The sequence below is a fragment of the Colwellia sp. MB02u-9 genome (genome assembly GCF_014077085.1).
Lineage (GTDB): Bacteria > Pseudomonadota > Gammaproteobacteria > Enterobacterales > Alteromonadaceae > Cognaticolwellia.
The window spans coordinates 143141-164920 of record NZ_JACGVF010000100.1 but is presented as its reverse complement, the minus strand read 5'-3'; the positions used below and the strand labels follow the sequence as shown (position 1 = coordinate 164920).

The 21780-nt window shown below is 40.1% G+C and carries 20 protein-coding genes; 19 read left to right on the top strand and 1 reads right to left on the bottom strand.

From position 1 onward, the window contains the following. The first annotated feature begins 151 nt into the window (after positions 1-151). Positions 152-2002, top strand: a complete 1851-nt coding sequence (locus H4J65_RS16865; RefSeq protein ID WP_182198892.1) for an EAL domain-containing protein — start codon at positions 152-154, stop codon at positions 2000-2002. Here H4J65_RS16865 and H4J65_RS16860 read toward each other — a convergent pair. Continuing rightward, positions 1956-2900, bottom strand: a complete 945-nt coding sequence (locus H4J65_RS16860) for a 1-aminocyclopropane-1-carboxylate deaminase/D-cysteine desulfhydrase (protein ID WP_182198891.1) — start codon at positions 2898-2900, stop codon at positions 1956-1958. The two genes, H4J65_RS16865 and H4J65_RS16860, sit on opposite strands and share 47 nt — an antisense overlap. Before the next feature lie 131 nt (positions 2901-3031). On the opposite strand from H4J65_RS16860, the gene H4J65_RS16855 reads away from it, so the two are divergent. The 18 genes from H4J65_RS16855 to H4J65_RS16770 all read left to right on the top strand — a co-directional run bounded on the left by H4J65_RS16855 (position 3032) and on the right by H4J65_RS16770 (position 21715). Then, positions 3032-3940 carry an MSHA biogenesis protein MshI gene (locus H4J65_RS16855; protein ID WP_182198890.1) on the top strand — a complete coding sequence of 303 codons (909 nt, stop codon included), beginning with the start codon at positions 3032-3034 and terminating at the stop codon, positions 3938-3940. Then, positions 3933-4529 carry a PilN domain-containing protein gene (locus H4J65_RS16850; protein ID WP_182198889.1) on the top strand — a complete coding sequence of 199 codons (597 nt, stop codon included), beginning with the start codon at positions 3933-3935 and terminating at the stop codon, positions 4527-4529. The genes H4J65_RS16855 and H4J65_RS16850 overlap by 8 nt, the downstream gene beginning before the upstream one ends. A gap of 4 nt (positions 4530-4533) precedes the next feature. After that, complete coding sequence (gene gspM / locus H4J65_RS16845) at positions 4534-5232, top strand: type II secretion system protein GspM (RefSeq protein ID WP_182198888.1); 699 nt, start codon at positions 4534-4536, stop codon at positions 5230-5232. Next, on the top strand, positions 5225-5548 hold the full coding sequence (locus tag H4J65_RS16840) for a hypothetical protein (RefSeq protein ID WP_182136650.1): 324 nt from the start codon (positions 5225-5227) through the stop codon (positions 5546-5548). Before gspM ends, H4J65_RS16840 begins: the two co-directional genes overlap by 8 nt. Then, positions 5545-7254 carry a pilus (MSHA type) biogenesis protein MshL gene (gene mshL, locus H4J65_RS16835; RefSeq protein WP_259363084.1) on the top strand — a complete coding sequence of 570 codons (1710 nt, stop codon included), beginning with the start codon at positions 5545-5547 and terminating at the stop codon, positions 7252-7254. Before H4J65_RS16840 ends, mshL begins: the two co-directional genes overlap by 4 nt. A gap of 11 nt (positions 7255-7265) precedes the next feature. Then, positions 7266-8174 carry an ExeA family protein gene (locus tag H4J65_RS16830; protein ID WP_182183882.1) on the top strand — a complete coding sequence of 303 codons (909 nt, stop codon included), beginning with the start codon at positions 7266-7268 and terminating at the stop codon, positions 8172-8174. After that, positions 8171-9283: a lipopolysaccharide assembly protein LapB gene (locus H4J65_RS16825; RefSeq protein WP_182198887.1), complete on the top strand. Its 1113-nt coding sequence runs from the start codon at positions 8171-8173 to the stop codon at positions 9281-9283. Before H4J65_RS16830 ends, H4J65_RS16825 begins: the two co-directional genes overlap by 4 nt. A gap of 1 nt (position 9284) precedes the next feature. Beyond that, positions 9285-11000: a GspE/PulE family protein gene (locus H4J65_RS16820; RefSeq protein WP_182198886.1), complete on the top strand. Its 1716-nt coding sequence runs from the start codon at positions 9285-9287 to the stop codon at positions 10998-11000. Between the two features lie 11 nt (positions 11001-11011). After that, on the top strand, positions 11012-12250 hold the full coding sequence (locus H4J65_RS16815) for a type II secretion system F family protein (RefSeq protein WP_182198885.1): 1239 nt from the start codon (positions 11012-11014) through the stop codon (positions 12248-12250). Between the two features lie 28 nt (positions 12251-12278). After that, positions 12279-12785, top strand: coding sequence for a hypothetical protein (locus H4J65_RS16810; RefSeq protein WP_182198884.1), 507 nt, complete (start codon positions 12279-12281; stop codon positions 12783-12785). 211 nt (positions 12786-12996) lie between these two features. Next, entirely contained in the window at positions 12997-13614 is a 618-nt protein-coding gene (locus H4J65_RS18225; RefSeq protein ID WP_182198883.1) for a prepilin-type N-terminal cleavage/methylation domain-containing protein, read from the top strand. A 66-nt stretch (positions 13615-13680) separates the two neighbouring features. After that, positions 13681-14172 (top strand): prepilin-type N-terminal cleavage/methylation domain-containing protein, encoded by a 492-nt coding sequence (locus H4J65_RS18220; protein ID WP_182198882.1) that lies wholly within the window; start codon positions 13681-13683, stop codon positions 14170-14172. Between the two features lie 284 nt (positions 14173-14456). Further along, on the top strand, positions 14457-14909 hold the full coding sequence (locus H4J65_RS18215; protein ID WP_182198881.1) for a prepilin-type N-terminal cleavage/methylation domain-containing protein: 453 nt from the start codon (positions 14457-14459) through the stop codon (positions 14907-14909). Positions 14910-14943: 34 nt separating this feature from the next. Continuing rightward, complete coding sequence (locus H4J65_RS16790) at positions 14944-15465, top strand: prepilin-type N-terminal cleavage/methylation domain-containing protein (RefSeq protein ID WP_182198880.1); 522 nt, start codon at positions 14944-14946, stop codon at positions 15463-15465. Beyond that, positions 15455-16033, top strand: a complete 579-nt coding sequence (locus tag H4J65_RS16785) for a prepilin-type N-terminal cleavage/methylation domain-containing protein (RefSeq protein WP_259367641.1) — start codon at positions 15455-15457, stop codon at positions 16031-16033. Before H4J65_RS16790 ends, H4J65_RS16785 begins: the two co-directional genes overlap by 11 nt. Next, a complete protein-coding gene (locus H4J65_RS16780; RefSeq protein WP_182198879.1) occupies positions 16033-16914 on the top strand; it encodes a PilW family protein in 882 nt (293 codons plus the stop codon). The genes H4J65_RS16785 and H4J65_RS16780 overlap by 1 nt, the downstream gene beginning before the upstream one ends. Beyond that, positions 16904-17404, top strand: a complete 501-nt coding sequence (locus H4J65_RS16775) for a pilus assembly PilX N-terminal domain-containing protein (RefSeq protein WP_182198878.1) — start codon at positions 16904-16906, stop codon at positions 17402-17404. Before H4J65_RS16780 ends, H4J65_RS16775 begins: the two co-directional genes overlap by 11 nt. A gap of 1293 nt (positions 17405-18697) precedes the next feature. Next, a complete protein-coding gene (locus H4J65_RS16770) occupies positions 18698-21715 on the top strand; it encodes a LamG domain-containing protein (RefSeq protein ID WP_182198877.1) in 3018 nt (1005 codons plus the stop codon). Positions 21716-21780 lie beyond the last annotated feature (65 nt).

Genomic DNA, 21780 nt, shown 5'->3' with positions numbered 1-21780 from the left:
ATACGCTGTTATAAAATTTATCAGTAGCAAAACTACGGATTAAATTTTATCTCAGGTATTTATTCATTTTTACATAAAAGTAGATCACTTAATTAATCAAACTGATATTAAATGGCTCTTAAAAAAAGATTTATTTAGCAATGGAGTGCTCATGTTGGCAAAGGCTAAACTAATAGAACAACTGCAGATAAAACCTCTGTTTATGATCATGGCAGTATTTTATTTAATGGTTTGTATTTTTTCGGTGCTAGCGGTTTACCAAGCGCAGAATAGCCAACACCATAGCCTAGAAACATTAGCGCTCAATAACCAGCAATTAGAAGATCTTGCCAGTAAAACAGCTTTATTGCACAGAAATTTTGCTCGATTAACGCTAAAAAAAGAAAGCAGTTCTCGTCAGTTGGCTATTACTAACAGCCGCTGGTATCTAAGTTTTCAACAGCCCATTTATGTAGTCTTTACCTCGCCATTACACCTTTTTTTCACCCTGGTATTATTTGTCATGGGCTGGCTACTGCAAAAAAAACTACAGCGAGAGTTAGTCATCAAGCTTAAACCTTTACAACAATTGGAACGTTGGGCCAGTCTCACTCTAATGCAGGGCTCGGCTAATGCACTTGCTATTGATAACTCATCACAAGAGATGGAAGCTATTACCTTGGCCATTCGTCAATTACAGCAACAAATAAATGACAATGCCGCTAATGATATTGCTTGGGATAAAAGTATTCGAGCTAGCGCTTTACTGGATCAAGAAACCCGTATTGGTAACCGAGCATTTTTCGATAATAGATTACAAGCCTTGCTTAAAGAGGAAGATGCCCAAGGGGCTGTGCTTTTGATCCAATTTAAAGAAATAGACTTGGTACAAAACTTATACGGTTATCAGCAAGCCATGTCGCTTTTATTAAGCCTTATTCAAGTCACTAAGCAAAGATTACAAGACCAGCCTGGCTATTTTCTTGCGCGGCACAGCGATGATGAGTTATCGGTGTTATTACCCAATGTTTTCATTCAGGATGTTGAGAAATTCGCGGATCTATTATTGAAAAAATTAGAAACTGTAGTGATGCCGGTCGGGATCAATCAAGAAGAGTTTGTTCACATCGGCATCAGTTATTTTGGTGCTGAGCAAGTACCCTATCAAATAATGTCAGAAGCCGATATGGCGTTACGTGCGGCGCAGTTACAAGGGCCCTCTCAATGGTTTATGTTTGAAGCAGGTGAGTTGACTGTAGTCAAAGCGAAAGGGTCATTAAAATGGCGCACCTTGCTCAATGCAGCGATAAACGGCAATGGATTTGTCATCTTTTTTCAGCCTGTTATTGCCAGTGATAGTACTAAAGTTTTGCATCATGAAGTGCTATCAAAAGTTAAAGATAAAAATGGCGCTTTGATCAGTGCCCGTGTTTTCTTTCCCATGGCACAAAAATGTGGACTTATGGTGCAAATAGATTTACTCATTCTTGTACAAGTTTGTCGTACGTTAACGGCCAAAAAAGCACAACAAAATAAGTGTAGTATTAATGTTTCAATAGACTCGCTGTTATCACCTGGGTTTGCGGAGAAGTTTCTCTCAATATTGTGCAGCTTCCCTGAAGTCAAAGACAGGTTAATGATTGAAATCAGCGAATATCAGTTAGTAAATCACTTGTCAAAATTACAACCCACGATAGCCGTGTTAAGCACTGCAGGGGTGAAAATAATCGCTGACAAAGTGGGTCAATATGTTGTCAGTGCCCACTATATTAATATCTATCCTATCTATGCGATGAAATTACACCGTAGTATTGTAATCGACATAGATAAAAAAATAGAAAACCAAGTATTTATTCAAAGTTTGAGAACCCTAACCGCAGCAAAAAACATTTCGGTTTACGCCTTAGGGGTTGAAAAACAAGCTGAATGGCGTGCTTTACTGCAACTGGGTATAAAAGGCGGTCAAGGTCACTTTTTTACTGAACCGGTGGCACAGGCAGCGCAGGCCATTGCGCTGGATTAAGCAAACCTCGTTCAAACATACCAGCGAGGCCTTGCAAGCCACCTGTATGCAGCAGCACAATACGATGATACGCGGGGAAATAACCAGATTTGATAAGTTCCAATAGTGCTAAAATCATCTTTCCTGAATAAACTGGCTCAAAATCAATACCGACTATGTCACTAAAATGACGTATTTCTTCTGCATCTTGCGCACTAAACTTAGCGTAACCACCCCGATGAAATTGATGCGCTATTCGCCAGTTTTGCTGATCGTTATCGCTGGGCGGTAATAGCGCCTTTACTTCATCTTCAAGATAACCTTGTTGTTTTAGTACCGCGATGCCTAATAGATTATGTTGTGATTGGTCGCCAATAATAAGCCCTGCCAGCGTACCACCACTGCCAACTGGGGTTATCATAGTATCAAATTCACTTTGTAGTTTTAGTTCATTCATCACTTCAGCAACACCCGTTAACGCGAGCGCATTACTACCACCTTCAGGGATAATAAAGTGGTTAGGGTATTGCTGCTGCAACTCTTGTAAGTAACTGTCTTCAGAGCGCAGTCGATAGGTTTTTCGATCAACAAAAGACAACTGCATGCCCCAATGCTTAGCCCAGGCTAGTGTATAATTGTCTTGATTGTGCTCTTCGCCACGAATAATGCCAATAACAGGCAATTGCTGCTGTTGGCAAGCGAACGCACAAGCATGAATATGATTTGAAAAACAACCGCCAAAAGTTATAACACCTTGAGCTCCAATAGATTTTGCGTAGCGTAAGTTGTATTTAAGTTTTCGCCATTTATTACCAGAAATAATTTGATGAATGTGATCATCACGCTTAACCTGTACGGTTATTTTATGCTGAGTAAAAATTGGATGGGTAATAGGTTGTAAAGCTGATAAAATAGGCATAAATTTTGCATCTTATTTTTTATCTTATTTTGTAGTTTAAGGGATGAAGTAATGAAAAACACTTGCACCGAGAATAGAATCAGCGATAATAGTTTTATGATCAAAGCTAAAAAAAATAATAATATCGCTTAATGTCAATTATTACACGTATAAAAAATGCTTTCTCAAAAGTAAAATCCACTGACTTGATTGGTGTAGCTTTGCGACAGCAATCGATTAGTTATTTCGTTAGAAAGACTGATGAAAGTAAAGGTAAAGTTTTTGAAAATAAAGGCGATGCAATTGCAAAAGCACTAAAGGCTTTGGTAAGTGTTGAACCCTTGTCAGGACAATGTAACTTAGTGTTGGCACACGCTCATTCGCAAATTGTACAAGTAGATAAGCCTAATGTGCCAGCGGCCGAAATAAAGGCTGCTTTGAAATGGCAAATAAAAGACTTGGTTAGCATAGCACCTGAAAATATGATGTTGGATTACTTCGATGGCCCAACGTTGGCCGGGGGGCATGAAAAAATTAATGTGGTTTGCGTCGCTAAAAATGATCTGATGGAGCTAGTCTCCATATTCAACGATGCACAACTCAACATAAATAGCATAACCACTGAAGAGTTTGCCTTTGCAAGCTTACTGCCGATGCAACAAGATGCCGTATTGTTTGTTTGCCAGCAGCCTAATGAAGAAATAAACCTTTTAATTGTTAAAAACGGCCAACTATTTTTCAGTCGACGCTTGCGTGGTTTTGCACACATTGCTAATAAAAGTGAAGATGAATTAACTATGGGTATTATCGACTCTCTGAGTTTAGAGATTCAGCGTTCTACCGATTATTTTGAGCGCCAATTAAAACAAGCGCCCATCAAAACTATTGAAATTTTGCTACCTTTGGAACAAGAAGCATTTTTAGCCCGTAAGTTGGCGGAAAACACCAATGTAGAGGTTAAATTGTTTGCTATGCCAGAGACATTAGAGAGCCTTCGAGGCAGCGCCGTCGCTATCGGCGCAACACAGTTAAATTTTATGGAGCCAAATCAAGGTGGCTAAACATTCAATAAATTTATTGCAGGCTGAACTGCAAACAGTGAAAGCGTTATGGACACTGAACCGTGTTGTGGCACTATGGGGAACGACTCTAGTTGTTATGCTCGGGTTGATTTTTATCGTTCAACTGCAAGTGGGTCACTTAACTACAGAATTTGCAACCGCAAAATCTGTCAATAGTCAGCAAAAATTACAGTTAAAAAATTTAGAATCGGCCATTAGCAATAATCGTCAAGACACTGAGTTACTCGCGCAACTCAATACCATTAAGCTAGTCATTGCAAATAAACAGCATTTACACCAACAATTAACCGATCCAACAAAAACCTATAGTGCCGGTTTCTCTAAGGCGATGGAAGAACTAGCAGCGTTGCACGATAATGATATTAGCTTACAAAAAGTTAATATTGGTCATGGTAATATGACGTTTTCAGGCCTTGCACGTACCCCTGACGCCGTACCTAATTGGTTGTCTGGCTTTGAATCATCAACTTTTCTGTCAGGTCAGCGATTTATTAATTTTTCTTTAACGGAAAATGAACAAAAATTAACTGAGTTTGTGGTTAGCTCTGCACAAAGTAAAGGAGAGTAGCACAATGGCACAGTGGTTGGCTTACAGTGAGAAATTCAGCAATACCACACCACGTGAGCAATATTTAATTATTGCTAGCGGTTTAGTGGCAATAATTTTCATCTTGTATAGTTTGTTTTTGGAGGCAGCAATTCAGCGTGTTGAACAGCTTAATAAACAAGTAGTACAAACTGAGCAAAGCAATAAAAACAATCAGGATTCGATCCAAGTATTAGAGCAAGCATTAAATGAAGACCCTGATGTTGCTTTGCGAAAACAGTTAGTACAATATCAAGCTAAACTTGGTGGTATTGACGAGGGGTTGCTCACGTTAACCTCTGATTTAATTGATCCTATTCAAATGCGTTATGCCTTGATCAAACTATTAAAGTTACAAAAAGGCGTGAAATTACTTTCATTTAAAGTGCTTCCTGCCAGTGCGGTAACACAAAGCAAAACTAACTCTTCAACTGATAAAATAGCAACCGCGACCGTCGGTGACATCAAGGCACAGACCCAGCAATTACAGTTATATCGTCATGGCATTAACATTAAGCTGCAAGGGCAATATTTTCAGTTAAAAGATTATTTAACCCAATTAGAAAGTTTATCTTGGACATTTTTTTGGCAAGAATTTGACTATCAACTGAAAGAGTATCCAGTAAGTGAGCTAGAAATTGAAATTTATAGCTTAAGTACAGCACAGGAGTTTATTGGTGTATAAAATTATACTCGTTGCATTACTGCTATTTTTGCCTCAATACGCAAATAGTCAACAGGTTGATCCCACTAAGCCTTTTGGTGCAGTAGCCTCAGTATCAACGAATAGTAGTGAAAAGAGCACAAGGTTAGTTTTGCAGTCAGTTATCAAAAGTAACAACAACAAAAAAGCGATTATTAACGGTCAAGTACTTAATGTTGGTGATAAATATAAAGGCTTTGCATTGATTGCAATCAATGCCAATGGGGTGGTATTAGATTCACCACAAGGTAGAATGGAATTATCAATATTTTCCAGTGTTATAGCGAACTCACAATGAAAAAAGCATATAAAAATAAAAAGCAGCCAATGAAATTGTTATGTTGTTCAGCAATACTGGTATTGGTGGGTTGTCAGTCAGCGCCCAAACCGCCAACTGATGTAACACAAGCATTAGACAAAGCGATCGCTCAAGCCAATCAGCCGGCAGCGCCTAAACCCCTGCAAGCTTTACCCAACTCTGTTCGTCAAGAGCTTATGCAAAAAGAAATTCAACAAGCCCGTCATGGCTTATTAGCAGAAAAACGTCTAGAAATTGCCGCCAGTGGCGTTGCCGCTGAGCAGTTTTTAGCCGCTATTGTTGATGATTCACCTTACAGTATTGCGGTTCATCCTGACGTTACTGGCACCATCACCCTAAATTTAAAAAATGTTACCTTAGATGAAACTCTTGACGTGATTGAGTCACTCTATGGCTATGATATTCGCCGTGAAGGCCGCGTTATTCAAGTGTATCCGGCAGGTATTCGTACTGAAACTATTCCATTAGACTACTTGTATGTTAAACGCAGCGGTATCTCTAGTACTAGCGTCAACTCGGGTGGCGTTTCTGGTAATGATTCCAGTAGTGGTAATTCAAGTGGGGGCAGTAGTAATAACGGTAATAGCGGCAACAGCGGTAGCAATAGTGGCAATAACGGTAGTAATAGCAGTAATCAAAGCGGTAGTACGAGTAGTGGTGTAAATATTTATACTGAAAATGAATCTGATTTTTGGTCTGAATTAAAAGTAACATTAAGCGCATTGGTTGGCAGTGAAAATGGTCGCTCTGTGATTGTATCGCCCCAAGCCGGCCTGATTACCATTAAAGCCATGCCTGCTGAGATAACCGCAGTTAAACGCTTTATTGAAAGTACCGAAGAGCATTTACGCCGTCAGGTAATTATTGAAGCGAAAATAATGGAAGTTACCTTAAACGACGACTACCAACAAGGCGTAAAGTGGGATCAAGTGCTAGGGCACATTGAAAGCACTAACATTGATTTTTCAACAACGGGCAATATCGCAGGTAATGCTATTACCTCGGCCATTGGTGGCGTAACAAACTTAAGCTTCCTCAATAAAGACTTTAGTGGCGTGATTGAATTACTATCAACACAAGGTAATGTTCAGGTACTTTCTAGCCCGAGAATTACCGCCACTAACAATCAAAAAGCCATCATCAAAGTCGGTGAAGACGAGTATTTTGTTACTGATGTCTCCACCACCACCACCACAGGGACTTCAACCACAACCACTCCTGAAATTGATTTAACGCCATTCTTTTCAGGTATTGCTCTTGATGTAACGCCGCAAATTGATGCTGATGGTGAAGTTATTCTTCATGTTCATCCATCGGTCACCATCACGGATGAGCAAACAAAAACTATCCGTTTAAGTGATCAAGATATTATCTTGCCTTTGGCACAAAGCAGTGTGCGTGAATCCGATACCATTATTCGCGCTAAATCAGGTGAAATTGTTGTCATTGGTGGTCTGATTGAAACCCGTAAAGTTGACTTGGAGTCTAAAACACCTTTCTTTGGTGATATTCCCATTGTCGGCGCATTATTTAAGAGCAAAAGTGAATCGGTGCAAAAGAAAGAGTTGGTTATTTTACTTAAACCGATTGTTATTGGCCAAGACACTTGGAAGAATCAATTACAAGATGCACGAGCTTTATTAAAACAGTGGTTCCCTGAAGATGCAGACGCAGCTAGTAATTAAGTTATAACCCTATGTATTTTAATCATTTTGGCTTAAGGGAATTACCCTTTACCCTGACCCCAAATACCAATTTTTATTTAGGTTTAGAGTCTCACAACGAGGCACTAGCTGTGCTGTTTACCGCGCTAAAAACCGGTGAAGGTTTTATTAAAGTAGTGGGTGAAGTGGGTACAGGTAAAACCTTAATATGCCGCAAATTGTTAAATGAAATACCGGATAATTTTGTTACTGCTTATATTCCCAATCCCTATTTAGAGCCTGATGAGTTACGCCGTGCGGTAGCGGTTGAGTTAGGTATTCAACAGGCACAAAGTATGTCGGTGCAGCTGTTAACTCAACGTATTCAGCAACGACTATTAGAGCTAAACAGTCAAGGTAATTCAGTGGTACTGATCCTCGATGAAGCGCAAGCGCTACCTGGTGAGAGTCTTGAGGCATTGCGCTTATTTACCAATATTGAAACCGAAACCCGCAAATTATTACAAGTGGTTTTATTTGCTCAGCCAGAGTTAGATGAAAGGTTGGCTGAAAAGGCCTTTCGGCAATTAAAACAACGTATTACATTTTCTTATCAATTGCGCCCGCTGAATACATTTGAGGTCGAACATTATATTCAACATCGATTACAAGTGGCGGGCCATAACGGCGCCCCTTTATTTAGTCGGGCTTTGGCAAAAAAAGTGGCTAAGGTCAGTGGTGGTATTCCAAGGCTGGTTAACATTATTTGCCATAAAATGCTGATGCTTGCTTATGGCGAAGGTCGTTATCAACTCACCAATAAACATTTAAGCCGAGCGATAGAAGATACTGAAGGTATGCAAGACAACACACCAGGAAAATATTATCTCATTAGCTTATTAATTGTGACCGTTTTGGCTGGTTTATACTTTTCGTGGGATATTTTGGGGACCTTGTTATGAGTGTCATTAACCAAATGTTAAAAGATTTAGATAAGCGTCAAAACGAGCAGCAAAGTGCGGCTAATCTAGCTGTTTCTGGGCCAACAAAAAACTCAAATAGTAAGCTGATTCTCGTCATAGTTACTGCGATTATTATGTTGAATGTGGCGGGCATATTTGGCTGGCAACTTTACAGTGAAAACCAGCAATTAAGAATGCAAGTACAGCAAGAAACCATGAGGCTGGCGACAGAACAAAATTTAGCCGCAACCAAAAAGCATAAAATATCGGCTACACAGCTAGCAGAAGCAAAAGCGCCAACGGCTATGGTTGCATCAAAATTGCCCAGCCCAAGCCCTAAAGATAACCGTGCCTTGGCGAGTAATCTCCAGCAAAAAGTTGAAAATAAAGCCATCAGCATAGCCACGAAAATGACAGAAAAAAATGTCGTGCCTGTAAAGCCCTCGCCGCTTCAAACCGCCGATAATAGTATTGAACCTGAACCGGTTAATGCAACGCTGCAAGCTAAGTCAAGTTTAACTATTTCTCGCACACAATTATCACCACAAGCCTTGGCAGCTAATAAAATTTCTGAAGCTGAGCAAGCCATGGAACGCAATAATCTAGCTAAAGCTGAAGCGTTATTTGAAGAAGTGCTGCTCGTTATGCCTGAGCATGAAACCGCACGTAAACAGTTAGCGGCTTTATGGTACGGCAAAAAAGCTTATCGAGATGCGATTAACCTCTTATCGCAAGGTATTGCACTAGCACCACAAGCACAAGAAATGCGTTTAATGAGTGCTCGCATTTACTACGAACAAGGTCAGGCACGGGAAGCATACAATATATTACGGCCAATAAAAGCCAGTAATAGTGCCGAGATACAAACACTATTAGCTAACACCTCGGCAGAACTGAATGAGCATAACAGTGCCATTACCGCTTACCGAAAATTAATAACATTAGAGCCTGATGTAGGTCGATGGTGGTTAGGCGTTGCCGTCTCATTGGATAGTCTGGGCAATTTTGTGCCCGCAAGAGACGCTTATAAGCAAGCAATAGCACGCAATAATTTATCTAGCAGTGCGATGAAATTTGCTCGAGAACGCCTGATAGAGTTAGGAGAATAATATGGCAGCACCTAAATTAAAAATGCGTTTGGGCGATTTACTTGTTTACGAAAACATTATCAGTAATGAGCAACTGATGGAGGCGTTAAGCAGCCAAAAAACCAGTGGCCGAAAACTGGGTGGTGCTTTAATTGAGCTAGGCCATATTAACGAACGACAACTACTCGAGTTTTTTGCCCAACAACTCGATGTGCCTTTTTTAGATATAAGCCAACGTAGAATTCCAGCTGAAGTGGCCATATTGTTACCTGAGGTGCACGCACGGCGTCTACGTGCCATTGTTATTGAAGACCAAGGTGACTCTGTGCTAATTGGCATGAGCGATCCGGCTGATTTAAGTGCCCTTGATCAACTAGAGCAAATGTTAGCACCAAAGCGTTTAAAGCTGTCTGTGGTGATGGAGTCACAACTCTTCAATGCCTTTGACGGCTTGTATCGACGCACCGCAGACATAGAGTCGTTCGCGAGTCAATTAGAGGAGGAATATGATCAAAGTAGTAACTTTGATATGTCAAACAATTTCCTCGAAGAAGGCGGTGATGCAACCGTTGGCAAGTTATTGCAGTCAGTGTTTGAAGATGCAGTGCAAATGCGCGCCTCTGATATTCATATTGAACCAGATGAAAACGCTCTGCGCATTCGCCAGCGTATTGATGGCGTGCTGCAAGAAAATATCTTAAAAGAAAATAAAATTGCCTCTGCGATGGTTTTACGCTTAAAACTCATGGCCGGCTTAGACATTTCAGAAAAGCGTTTACCACAAGATGGCCGTTTCAATTTAAAAATTAATGGCCATAATATCGATGTGCGTATGTCAACTATGCCAGTGCAATATGGTGAGTCTGTTGTTATGCGTTTACTTGATCAGTCAGCGGGCTTACTGTCGCTTGATGAAACCGGTATGCCAGAAGACTTTGTTAAACGTATTCGTCATCAAATTTCACGACCACACGGCATGGTGTTGGTTACTGGCCCAACCGGTAGTGGTAAAACCACCACCTTGTATGCGGCATTAAGTGAACTTAATAAAGCCAGTAAAAAAATTATCACAGCAGAAGACCCGGTAGAATATCGCTTACCGCGGGTTAATCAGGTACAAATTAATAGTAAAATTAACCTGACCTTTTCCAGTGTATTACGTACCGCCTTACGACAAGATCCTGACATTCTCATGGTGGGTGAGATGCGCGATCAAGAAACCGTAGAAATTGGATTACGAGGCGCATTAACCGGTCACTTAGTGTTATCAACACTACATACCAACGATGCCATCACCAGTGCTTTACGTCTTTTAGATATGGGGGCGGCAGGATTTTTAGTCGGCAGTTCGCTGCGAGCTATTATCGCTCAGCGCTTAGTACGTAAAGTGTGTGAAAGTTGCCGTCAAGCTTATCAACCCGAACAACAAGAAATTATGTGGCTGTCTCATCTGGTTGACGAAGATATTAATGCCCTTAAGTTTAGCCATGGTCGAGGTTGTCAAACTTGCCAATACACAGGATATAAAGGCCGTATTGGTGTTTTTGAGTTATTAGAAATGAATGAGCCCATGATGGCGGCTTTAAAGCGTGATGACACCGAAGCTTTCACCCAAGCCGCTAAACAACATCCAGGGTTTAGGCCTTTAGCATTAGCCGCATTCGACTACGCTAAACTGGGTGTCACCAGTGTTGAAGAAGTATTGCGTTTAGTAGAAACCGTTGATGTCACAGGATAAGTCATAATATTATGCCCGCATTTAATTATATTGGCCGAGATGCTAACGGTAGCCAAGTCAAAGGTGTTATTGAAGCGGCAAACTCTGCTCTGGCGGCAGAGCAATTGTCTCGCAAACGTATTATTCCCATATCAATAGAAACAGCAAAACAGGCTAATACAGCGGTTGCTGGTAAAGATATTGATATCGAGGATTTATTAGGGCTTAATCAAGTTACCCTTGATGACGTGATTGTTTTTTGTCGACAAATGTATGCCTTGGTCAGATCAGGTGTCCCTATTTTAAGAGCCATTAAAGGTATGGCTGAATCGAGTACCTCAGTAAAGTTAAAGTCAGCGTTACTTGATATTTCAGCACAATTAGAAGGCGGCTTTCCCCTGTCAACTAGCTTGCACAAACACCCAAAAATATTTAATCCTTTATTTGTCTCATTAATCCATGTTGGCGAAAATACCGGTAATCTCGATGAAGCCTTTTTAAAGCTTGCCGGCTATTTTGAGCGCGAGCAAGAAACTCGAAAACGTATTAAAACCGCCTTACGTTATCCCAGCTTTGTGTTAATTGCCTTAGTAGCTGCGTTAGTTATTTTAAATATTTTCGTTATCCCCACGTTTGCCAATATGTTCGCTAAACTCGGCGCTGATTTACCTTGGGCAACAAAAATGCTCATTGGTAGCTCAAGCTTTTTTCTTAATTATTGGCCACATATGCTAATAGCCAGTATTGCAGGCATTTTTTCACTGAAACGTTATTTAGCCACACCGGATGGCATGTATGTCTGGGATAAACGCAAATTAAAATTGCCGATTGTTGGCAGCGTTATTGAACGCTCAATTTTGTCACGCTTTGCCCACAGTTTTTCTATTATATTACGTGCGGGTGTACCCATGACCACCGGATTAACCTTAGTGGCTGACGCAGTTGACAATACTTATATGCGCGATAAGATTTTGGCGATGCGCAGCAGTATTGAAAGTGGCGAAAGTTTGTTACGTTCATCGGCAACCAGTGGCTTATTTACCCCGTTGGTACTGCAAATGATTGCTGTTGGTGAGGAAACAGGCCGAGTTGATGAGTTATTAGCTGAAGTGGGTGATTACTACGAGCGCGAGGTAGATTACGAGCTAAGTACCTTAACCGCACGTATTGAACCTATTCTCATCGCCATAGTTGCCGCCATGGTGTTAGTACTAGCCTTAGGTATATTTAGCCCAATGTGGAATATGATGTCAGCCTTTCAAGGCAAGTAAGTTTATTTGTTATTAGGAGGCAAAGATCATGACATCATTACAAGTGGCAAATAAAAGTGAAAAGTCATTAACCGAAATTTTAGTGGTGGTGGTGCTCGTCGGGTCATTAATGGCGAGTTTTATTTTTTACTTTTTTAAACAGCAAGGGCAAATAAGCCAAGCCGGATTTTCATCAATAGCGCAAGTTTTCTCCGCGCGAGTCAATGGTATTCGTGGTCAATGGTTTATGGATTTAAAACCGCGTTTTGTTCGCCTTGCCAGTAACCAAATTCAACCTGATGGCGGTCTTTTGATGCAAGTGCCAGTGAATAAATGGGGTTGGGTCGATACCCATGATCAAGCTTTGTTGTGTCAAATAATTTGGCACTATGTGATGGAAGCACCTTTGTTGTATATGAGGGATCCTATTAGTGCTGTTTTGGTTGAGCAGCAAAAGCAAGTGCTGCCATATTGCCAATATAGTTTACCCAGTGGTGAGTATTTCACTTATCAGCGCCATAACGGCAAAGTTAGCGAAATTAAATTGGCACATTAAATGCTTATAAATACATAATAAGCACCTGTTAAATAGCTAGTTGTGTAGGCTTTAATAAGTATTTAGAACATAATCTGAAGAAGTAAGTTACATTCTTGACATTTAGTTGTTAAAATAAGCTTACAATCGTTAAGATAATCAAGTCGATATTATGATGGCGAAAATGTTAATAACGCATTGAAGAACTTCAAGAAAACGTCAAGAGGTGGTTATGAATAAGCAGTCAGGTTTTACCCTTATAGAATTAGTTATTGTGGTGGTGATCTTAGGCTTTTTGGCGGTTACCGCAATTCCTAAGTTCCTCGACTTAACTGATCAAGCTAAGCAAGCCAATATTGAAGGCATGGCCGGCGGTTTCGCCACCGCTGTTTCATTGGTGCGTGCTCAATGGGAGGCTGAAGGTCGTCCAAAAAATGCCACCAGCCAAAATATGGTGGATTATGACGGCACAGATTTAATATTGACTACAGAAACAGATGATATTCGTCCTGGTTATGTGGTGTCTTCAGTTGCGGGTCAAAATAATGGCGCCGCATTAGACGGTAACTTTACCAAGGCAAACTGCGTGGATATATGGCAAAGTATTTTTCAACAGCCACCGCGTTTAACTGACACCATTGCCACATTAAACAGTGACAACACCCTAGATTACCTAGCTGATAAGTCGGGTTCGGGAGCAACAACCTTATGCCATTTTTATTTGAAAGAAACCTTAAATAAAGATGCCAATAATGACTTTGCTGATCCCGGTGCTTCCACTAGCATAGGTAACAGTTTTACTTACCAACCAGCTGATAGTTCAGTGGTTGTTTATATCAACAATAATTAATTAACGATAATTAATTAACACTATATAATTAATTAAAATTAATTATTAACAATAAAGGTTTATGTTATGAAGCAGTTAACAAATAATAGTTTTAGCAAGCAAAAAGGTTTTACCCTAATTGAATTAGTGGTGGTTATTGTTATTTTAGGTATTTTAGCGGCAACAGCGGCGCCCAAGTTTATCGACTTAACCGGTGATGCGCGAACATCTGTCATGAAAGGTGTGCAAGGCAGTATCAACAGTGCGGTAAATTTAGCACACGCTAAAGCTTTGGTTGCTGGTCAAACGAGCGGCACCGGTGAGATTGAAATTGGTACTAAATTTTACGCATTAGTTAATGGTTTTCCTGCAAAGACAGCATTAGGCACCGGTGCCACAACTGAAGGTTTAGGTATAGATAGCCTTGTTGAACTAGAAGCGGGTACTGAGATTACGTTTGCAGCTGGAGTATTTACTCATACTGGCGCACCAACTCCTGCAGATTGCATATTAACTTATACAGACGCGGAAAATTCAGAAACGCCACCAGTATTAACTACGACTATTTCTGGATGTTAAATTCATAGATTTATTAAAAGGAGAGCTAAGCTCTCCTTTTTTTTACCTGAATTTAATGATAAAGCCTGGAATATTAAAGCTGAATACGCTAATTAATGTTAACTTTCAACGTGCTTTGAAATAAATATGGTTATGTATTTTTAACACTAATTAGATTAAGCTGATTAATAGCCATATATTTATCGCTTAAGCTTTAATGGCGTTAGTACTGTCAGCTAATAACAGCTTGCGCTACTTATAGTAATATCTTGATTTATTTAATAAAAGTAGTAAAGGTAATTAATATGAATTTCAAAGGCTTTACCTTAATCGAGCTGATTGTCGTCATTGTTATTCTTGGCATTTTGGCCGCCATCGCCGCGCCTAAATTTATTAATTTAAACGCAGATGCACGAACGGCGACATTGCAGGGCGTTAAAGCGACAATGCAGGGTGCTGCGGCTAAGGTCTATAGTAAGTCGTTAGTTAAAGGCAATCAAAAGGAGTTGAATAGTCATGTTAATATCGAAGAGGGTGGTGAGCTAGCTATTACTTTTGGTTATCCGTTAGCCAATAAAGTCGACTGGCAACGATTGCTTAGTCTTGATGTCGCCGATTTCAACTATGATGAATTGGGAGATGTTATCGCTAGTGACGTTACGCCGCCAACGAGCTTAACCGACCCTTGTATGGTTTATTATGTTAAGCCAGCTAGTGCAGGCAGTAAACCCTCTTTTATATTAAACGCGTGTATTTAGTGCCTTTGGTATCGTTATTGCTGGTGGGATAAATGTGAATAATTTGAACAGTCTGAAAAATAAAAGCGTAAATCAGGGCTTCACTTTGATTGAACTGATTATCGTGATCATTATTTTGGGCATTCTCTCAGTCACAGTAGCCCCTAAATTTTTTACCGCTAAGGGCTTCTCAGCATACGGCTATCGTACCGATGTGATAGCGAAATTACGCTTGATTCAACTCAAGGCCATGCAACAAACTCAAGCCGCACCAGACCCAGAAAACGAGAACCGATGCCACACTGTCTTGCTAACCGATAAAAAGTTAGGCACGCCTGATAACTGTGTTGACGAGCTAAGTTTTAACAGTACATGGCAAGATAGTACTACAAAAGTGAAGATAGCTGACCAAGACGATGTCATCTTTTCTGGGGAAAACATAACTGACAATAGCTTTTCATTTGACAGTATGGGCCGACCATCCTCCTCCTGTAATGCTCCTTGTAAAATCACCATTAACGGTGAGCAAAATATCAGTGTACAAATAGAGTCAGAAGGTTATATTCATGCGCTTTAAGCAAAAGCTATCCCCAACATCGATGTTGCCCACCAAAGCATCACAGCAAGGTTTCACCCTAATTGAAATCATTGTCGGTATTGTGGTGTTATCAATTGCCTTTTCGATATTTACCACCTTAATTTACCCGTTAGCTAATCAAAGTGCTAAGCAAGTACATCAAATTAAAGCCGCAGAACTTGGCCAGTCGATGATCAATGAAATTATTGCGAAAGCCTTTGATGAAAATTCTGATAAGTCGGGCGGTATTTATCGCTGTGGTGAAAGTGGTGCAACAGCATGTTCTTCAACGCTAGCTGATGAAGAGTCAGGGGCAAGAGAGCGATTTGATGATGTTGATGATTATAATAATTTATCAATAATGGAAAGCTCGTTGGGAGGTGATGACTCTCTAAACGATATCTATGTTGGTTATCAAATTAACGTTAAGGTGATTAACGACAGTACTTACGATGGCGAATACGATGAAGCTGTCGATGACAACTCTACCGCTAAGCTTATTACAGTAACCGTAACCACACCGCAAGATTTCGATTTTGTTTTTGCGGTCTATCGGGCGAATTTTTAATGTCTGGATCTAAAAATAACCTGAAAAATCATCCTAAGTATCAAGCTAAAAATCAGCAGGGCTTTACTTTAATTGAGCTAGTCACCGTGATTGTTATATTAGGTGTGTTGGCGACCGGTATTAGCTCATTTCTCCGCTTTGGCACGCAAAGTTATACCGATGCTGCAGACAGAGATGCCTTAATCTCTACCGCGAGATTCGTGGTGGAACGGCTTAATCGTGAAGTTAGAAACGCATTACCTAATAGCATTCGTACTATCGGCGGCGATAATAATCCATGCTTAGAGTTTGTGCCAATCGATAAAAGCGTGATTTATCTTGATATTCCTGTGGCACCTGAACCTGCAAGTGATAGTGTTGAGGTGCTTATGTTGGCAGGTGCTTTATCATCACAATATGTGGCTGTTTATGCGTTAAATAGTGATGATATATATAACAAAAAATCCGGTGTTATTGAAAAATTTTTACCATTTTTACCAGAAGATTATTCCGGCGATAGGCAAGTTGTATCAACAATAAGATTTGATAGCGAGATTAGTTTTAATGAGGAATCACCAACCGAACGTTTGTATTTTATTGGCTCACCGGTAAGTTATTGTGTTGAAGGTCAAGCTATTTATCGTTACCAAGCTTATGGTTTTGGCAATTACGATTACGATAGCGATGGCAGGCCACTTAGGCCACTTATCACCAAAACTACTGAGAAAGTGTTAATGGCAGAATATGTCGATAATTATTCATCGTCTGGCACTGTTCTTCCCTTTAAAACCAGTGCAGCGACGTTACAACGAAATGGCTTAGCACTCATCAGGTTGAAGTTTGCTCGTAACCTAGAAGAGATTGTCTTTAATAATGAGATACAGGTGCCGAATGTTCCATAAACAATTGTTGATACTCACAAAATCGCCTCGCAAATTGCCTGTTAAATTGCCTCGCAAATTAGGAAATCTCCGATACCCCAATCAACAAGCGGGTAGCGCATTAGTTATCGCTATTTTTGTGATTATTGTCTTGTCAGTACTCGGCGCCGCTTTAGTGAAAATGTTAGAGTCGAGCCAAGAAAGTGTCGCCTATGAAGTATTAGGAACACGGGCTTATACTGCAGCACAGAGTGGCTTACAGTGGCAGTTGGCTGAAGTATTTCCGTTAAACGGCCCTGCCATTGCTTGTAAGGCTGATATTAACAATTCCCCCCTTATTTTTGACAATACGCTGGGCTTAGCACAGTGTAAAGTTAGCGTTAGCTGCGATGACTTTGTACACGCTGGTACTGGTATTCGTTATTACACAATCACTGCCACTGGCACCTGTGATATTAACAACGAAGAAACCTCAAGAAAAATAGCGGTGGAAGCACATAGCCTGCTTTGATTTTGTATCAAACTTTCTGTATCAAACTTTCTGTATCAAACTTTCTGTATCAAACTCTCTGTAGCTGCGAGATTAATCGCTAAAGACAGGATTGAAGCTAAGCAAATTATGAAGAGGAAACACTAGATACTTAGTCAAAAGCGTAACACTTAACTCGCTTTTGACCCTACTGCCTAAGATAGCCGTTGCCGCCATTTTAAACGCTAAGCATAAGCTTGACTGGGTTAAATATCCCATCAATATTTTAGCTTCAATCATAGTCAAAATAACGACTTAGCTAAATCTATTAACATCGAAGAGGGTCAAGTCGGGCTTAAAATTTCCTACTAATATCTTACCACCTATGTTGTCTCAGAATAAATTTTTTCAGTGACAAACCCAACCGTTAAAGCCATTCAACCTGTTGCTTACTTGGCAATAGCTGCGTTTTTAAAAATAGAATATTAAGACAAGCCATGAGTCGACGGCTTTATCATTAGGCCTTAGCTGGATTGAAATTATTGTTTATCCTCCCACATACCTGTTAGCTGTTTTTACGCTATGGTTATTTTAATAGCCATATTATTGTAAATCTGATTGCTCTTTGTAGCTCTTTGTAGCTTTTTGTCTTTGGCTGATTTTCACCACAATGGCAGAGTAATTTAATCAGCAGCTTACTGGAATGCTGATTTTACTCACCCTCACTTTACTTACATAGATACTTACAACGTTAACAGTCGATCTGGTATTAAGTCGTTAGAGGTGTCTGTTGTTAACTATTACGAGACCTTCTATGTTCGAGCAGCCACAAAAAAGTGCCTGAGCCTAGCTTCTTATTGATTTAAGCCGCAGCACTTCTAGGGTTTATATGGCGCAAACCTATTTAACAATAGCTTGATAAAAATCTTACCAACCCCGTCCATTTAAAAGCAAGTAGCGACAGCCCGATTGAAGGTGAAAATAATCCCAATGACAAGGCTGTCACTGGCAAGAAACGCGATGCCAAACAAGTGACTTAAAGGAATAGGCTGATATCAGACAGATAAAGTGAAAACAGCAGCCCTTGCCTTATTGTTACAAAAATGATAAAAAACCCCTCCCTTTTCTCGTTATTGTTAATATATTGTTATCAAGTAGCTAATTGATTGGTTTTATTTGAATCTCGCAGGTATAGCCTTTTGTATTTGTGGTTCTTTTCGATAGATGAGACAAAAGTCTCACCCGATTCAATTATTGGTCAAAATTTAATTTTCAAAGCACAAGTTTAGTTCAGCTTTAAGGACAGCTGCTTTGGATATTTAACGGATTAAATGCATGAAGTATTTTATTTCTTTGTTTGTTTGTTTTTTTTCATTTTTGGCAAGTGCCTTTGAAGATACTGTTTATAAAGACAACGAACAAGTAACCCCAATAGAAAGCGCTAGCACCATTGCACACTATAAATTTGACGAAACAGGCTATGTCGATGATGCAGTGATAGATGAAACCGGTAACTTTAGTGCACAAGCGGTTAACGGTGCAAATACCGGCAAGGAATCACCAGCATTAACGGGCAACCCAGGTACTTGTGGTTATGGCGCATTTGACGGTATTGATGATTATATTGAACTGCCGAGTTCATTTGAAGATCTAAAAAACAGTTTTACAATAACGGCTTGGATTAACCCAGAAAATGTCAACAGTGGCTCAAGAATATTTATTGATGATGAAAATAACCAACAAGGCTTTGGTTTTAGTTTAGGTGATGCTGGCAATGGCCAATTACGTTTTTTTTCGCGTGGAGTTAATCCGGTCAGTGTTGATACTACTGCCTCTATCGCGGCCAATACATGGACTTTTGTGGCGGCCGTACACAATAGCGCTACTACAACAAGAACACGGCAAATATATATAAATGGGGAGGCGCAAACGCTTAATGATGGTAACACCAGTAGTACTTATAACGGTACTTGGGGCACTGACAGCGGACTTGCTAGTATAGGCGGTGAAACAAATTCATCAGCAGAAGGTGGTAGTCGTTTTAAGTTTACTGGCAAGATTGACGAAGTTCATGTATTTAAAGGTGCGCTGACAGCGACAGAAATTAAGCAGGTTTATAATCAAAAGCATGCTTGTGCAGAGCCGGCTATTGATCATTATGAAATTGTTCATGATGGCAATGGTTTAACTTGTGCGGCTGAGCCAATTACCATAAAAGCTTGTACCAATAGCGACTGTACAACTGAAAGTACTGAATCGGTCAATGTAGACTTTACTATTACCACACCAGAAGGCAACAAGGAGAAAAAAGCTTCACTAGAATTTACGGGTAGCAGCAGCTTTAAATTTAACCATGTTACCGCTGAGACGATTGTATTATCGATTGATACTAGCAATGCTGTTGAGTGTTCAGGCGTTGATACCGGTTGTGATATGACTTTTTCTGATACTGGCTTTAGGTTTCTTTATGGTGATAGCAATAGTGAAATTATTAGCGCGCAAACGGCAGGTAAAGAGTTTGGTGAAACGGTAAAGTTACACGCGGTTAAAAGTGAAAATGGTGTTTGTGAAGGACTTTTCAGTGGTGATGTAAAGGTAAGCCTTGCTCAACAAAATATTACCCCTAACTTGGCTTTTAACGCCGGTTTAGCATTTCAAACCAAGGGTGTTACTATCGCAAAACATCCACAATTTACCGATAATGTGATACTAAATTTTGGTGCTGACAGTATGGCTATTATACCAAGCGCAAATTATTTTGATGCAGGTGAAATTCGTTTGCATGCTAAATTTTTTAATCCCAGCATTACGATTGTGGGTAGCTCTAATAATTTTTGGGTGAAACCCCATCACTTTGCATTAGCAGCAAAAAATTCTAAAGGCGCTTTAGTGGGTAATAGTGCCGCTAGTTCAATAAAACACAAAGCAGGTGAAAACTTCAAGTTTACTGTTAGCGCATTGAATCTTGCGGGCGATTTAACGCAAAACTATCGTCAAGCAGATGGGAGGTTACAGCTACAAGTCTCACGAGTAGCGCCTTCGAAAAACGGTGCAATTGATGGCAGTTTTACCTACGCAGCAGGTGAGTTGCCGATCACCGCAACCTCTGAACCTCAAGATGTAACGCTCACCAGTTTTAATGATGGCGTAAAAGGTCAATCGGACTTTAATGGTGCTCAATATGATGAAGTTGGGATCATTAAAAGTTATGTGCAAGATATTAATTATGGTGGTTTAGGTAATAAAAATGGCCGGGTTGAAGCGACAGGTATAGAGGTTGGGCGTTTTACGCCAGCTTATTTTAAGCAAACTGTTAGGGAAGAACATAAAGGTGATTTTGATGCTTACCCTTACCCTGATGAAACAGGGGTTTGTAGCTTTTCTGACTGGGCTTATACCGGACAACGCAGCACAGATGATAAAGGCGCTATTGCTTATAGTCTTCAACCAAAAATAACCATTACCGCATTCAATGCTAATAACGCCATCACCCAAAATTATACCTTGGGCCAGCCTGAAGGTTTTATGAAGTTGTTGGCCAGTAGTGTTGATATTAGGTTACCCACACATGATAAAATTCAACAAGTTGTTGACAGTACTGGCGATGATCCCGTTGCTATTAGTGCCGTTATGCACACAGGTAACTTAACGACCAGTTCTGATAATGCAGGTGAATTACTTTATACTTTTTCGCCCAATGACCATTTCAGTTATCGCCATGATGGTAGCAGTTTATTAGCGCCTTTTACCGCAAAAATCCCCTTTGTTACTGAGCAAGTTAATGATACAGATGGCATAAAACTAGCCATAAGTCTCCCGACCAATAAAGTGGCAGAATCAGCCGCCGAGCCCTTTGTTACCGAGGGAGTTAAAATTCGCTTTGCTCGTATGGTATTACAAAACAGTTACGGCTCAGAGAATGCCAAATTACGAGCGCAGTTAGGTATTGAAGTCTATGATGGTGCAAGCTTTAACACGCATAGCGATGAGCGTTGTTTAATGCCGCTTATTGGTGATAAAAAGTCTGGGGCTAAATATTCAGGCAATATGAAGCTTTGGGATTATCGTTTAATCGATATTGATAGTGATAAAATACAAGTAAGTGACACCCAAGCTAGCGTGTCAGGTGATTTTGATCATGGCATTCAAAACCAATTTTTTTTCTTGAAGCCCGGAGAACAAGGGGCGCTCGAATGGGAATATAAAGTGCCAAGTTGGTTAGCATTTAACTGGGATACCTTAGACGCGAATAATGATGGGAATTTTTACGATGACAACCCAAGTGCGACATTAAGCTTTGGGATTTATCGTGGTAATGACCGAATTATCTCATGGCACGAAGTCTTCAATTAATATTAGGGTTGGCTAACATCAGGCATTTATTTAATGCGATGGGGATAATGTTTATCGAATTATCT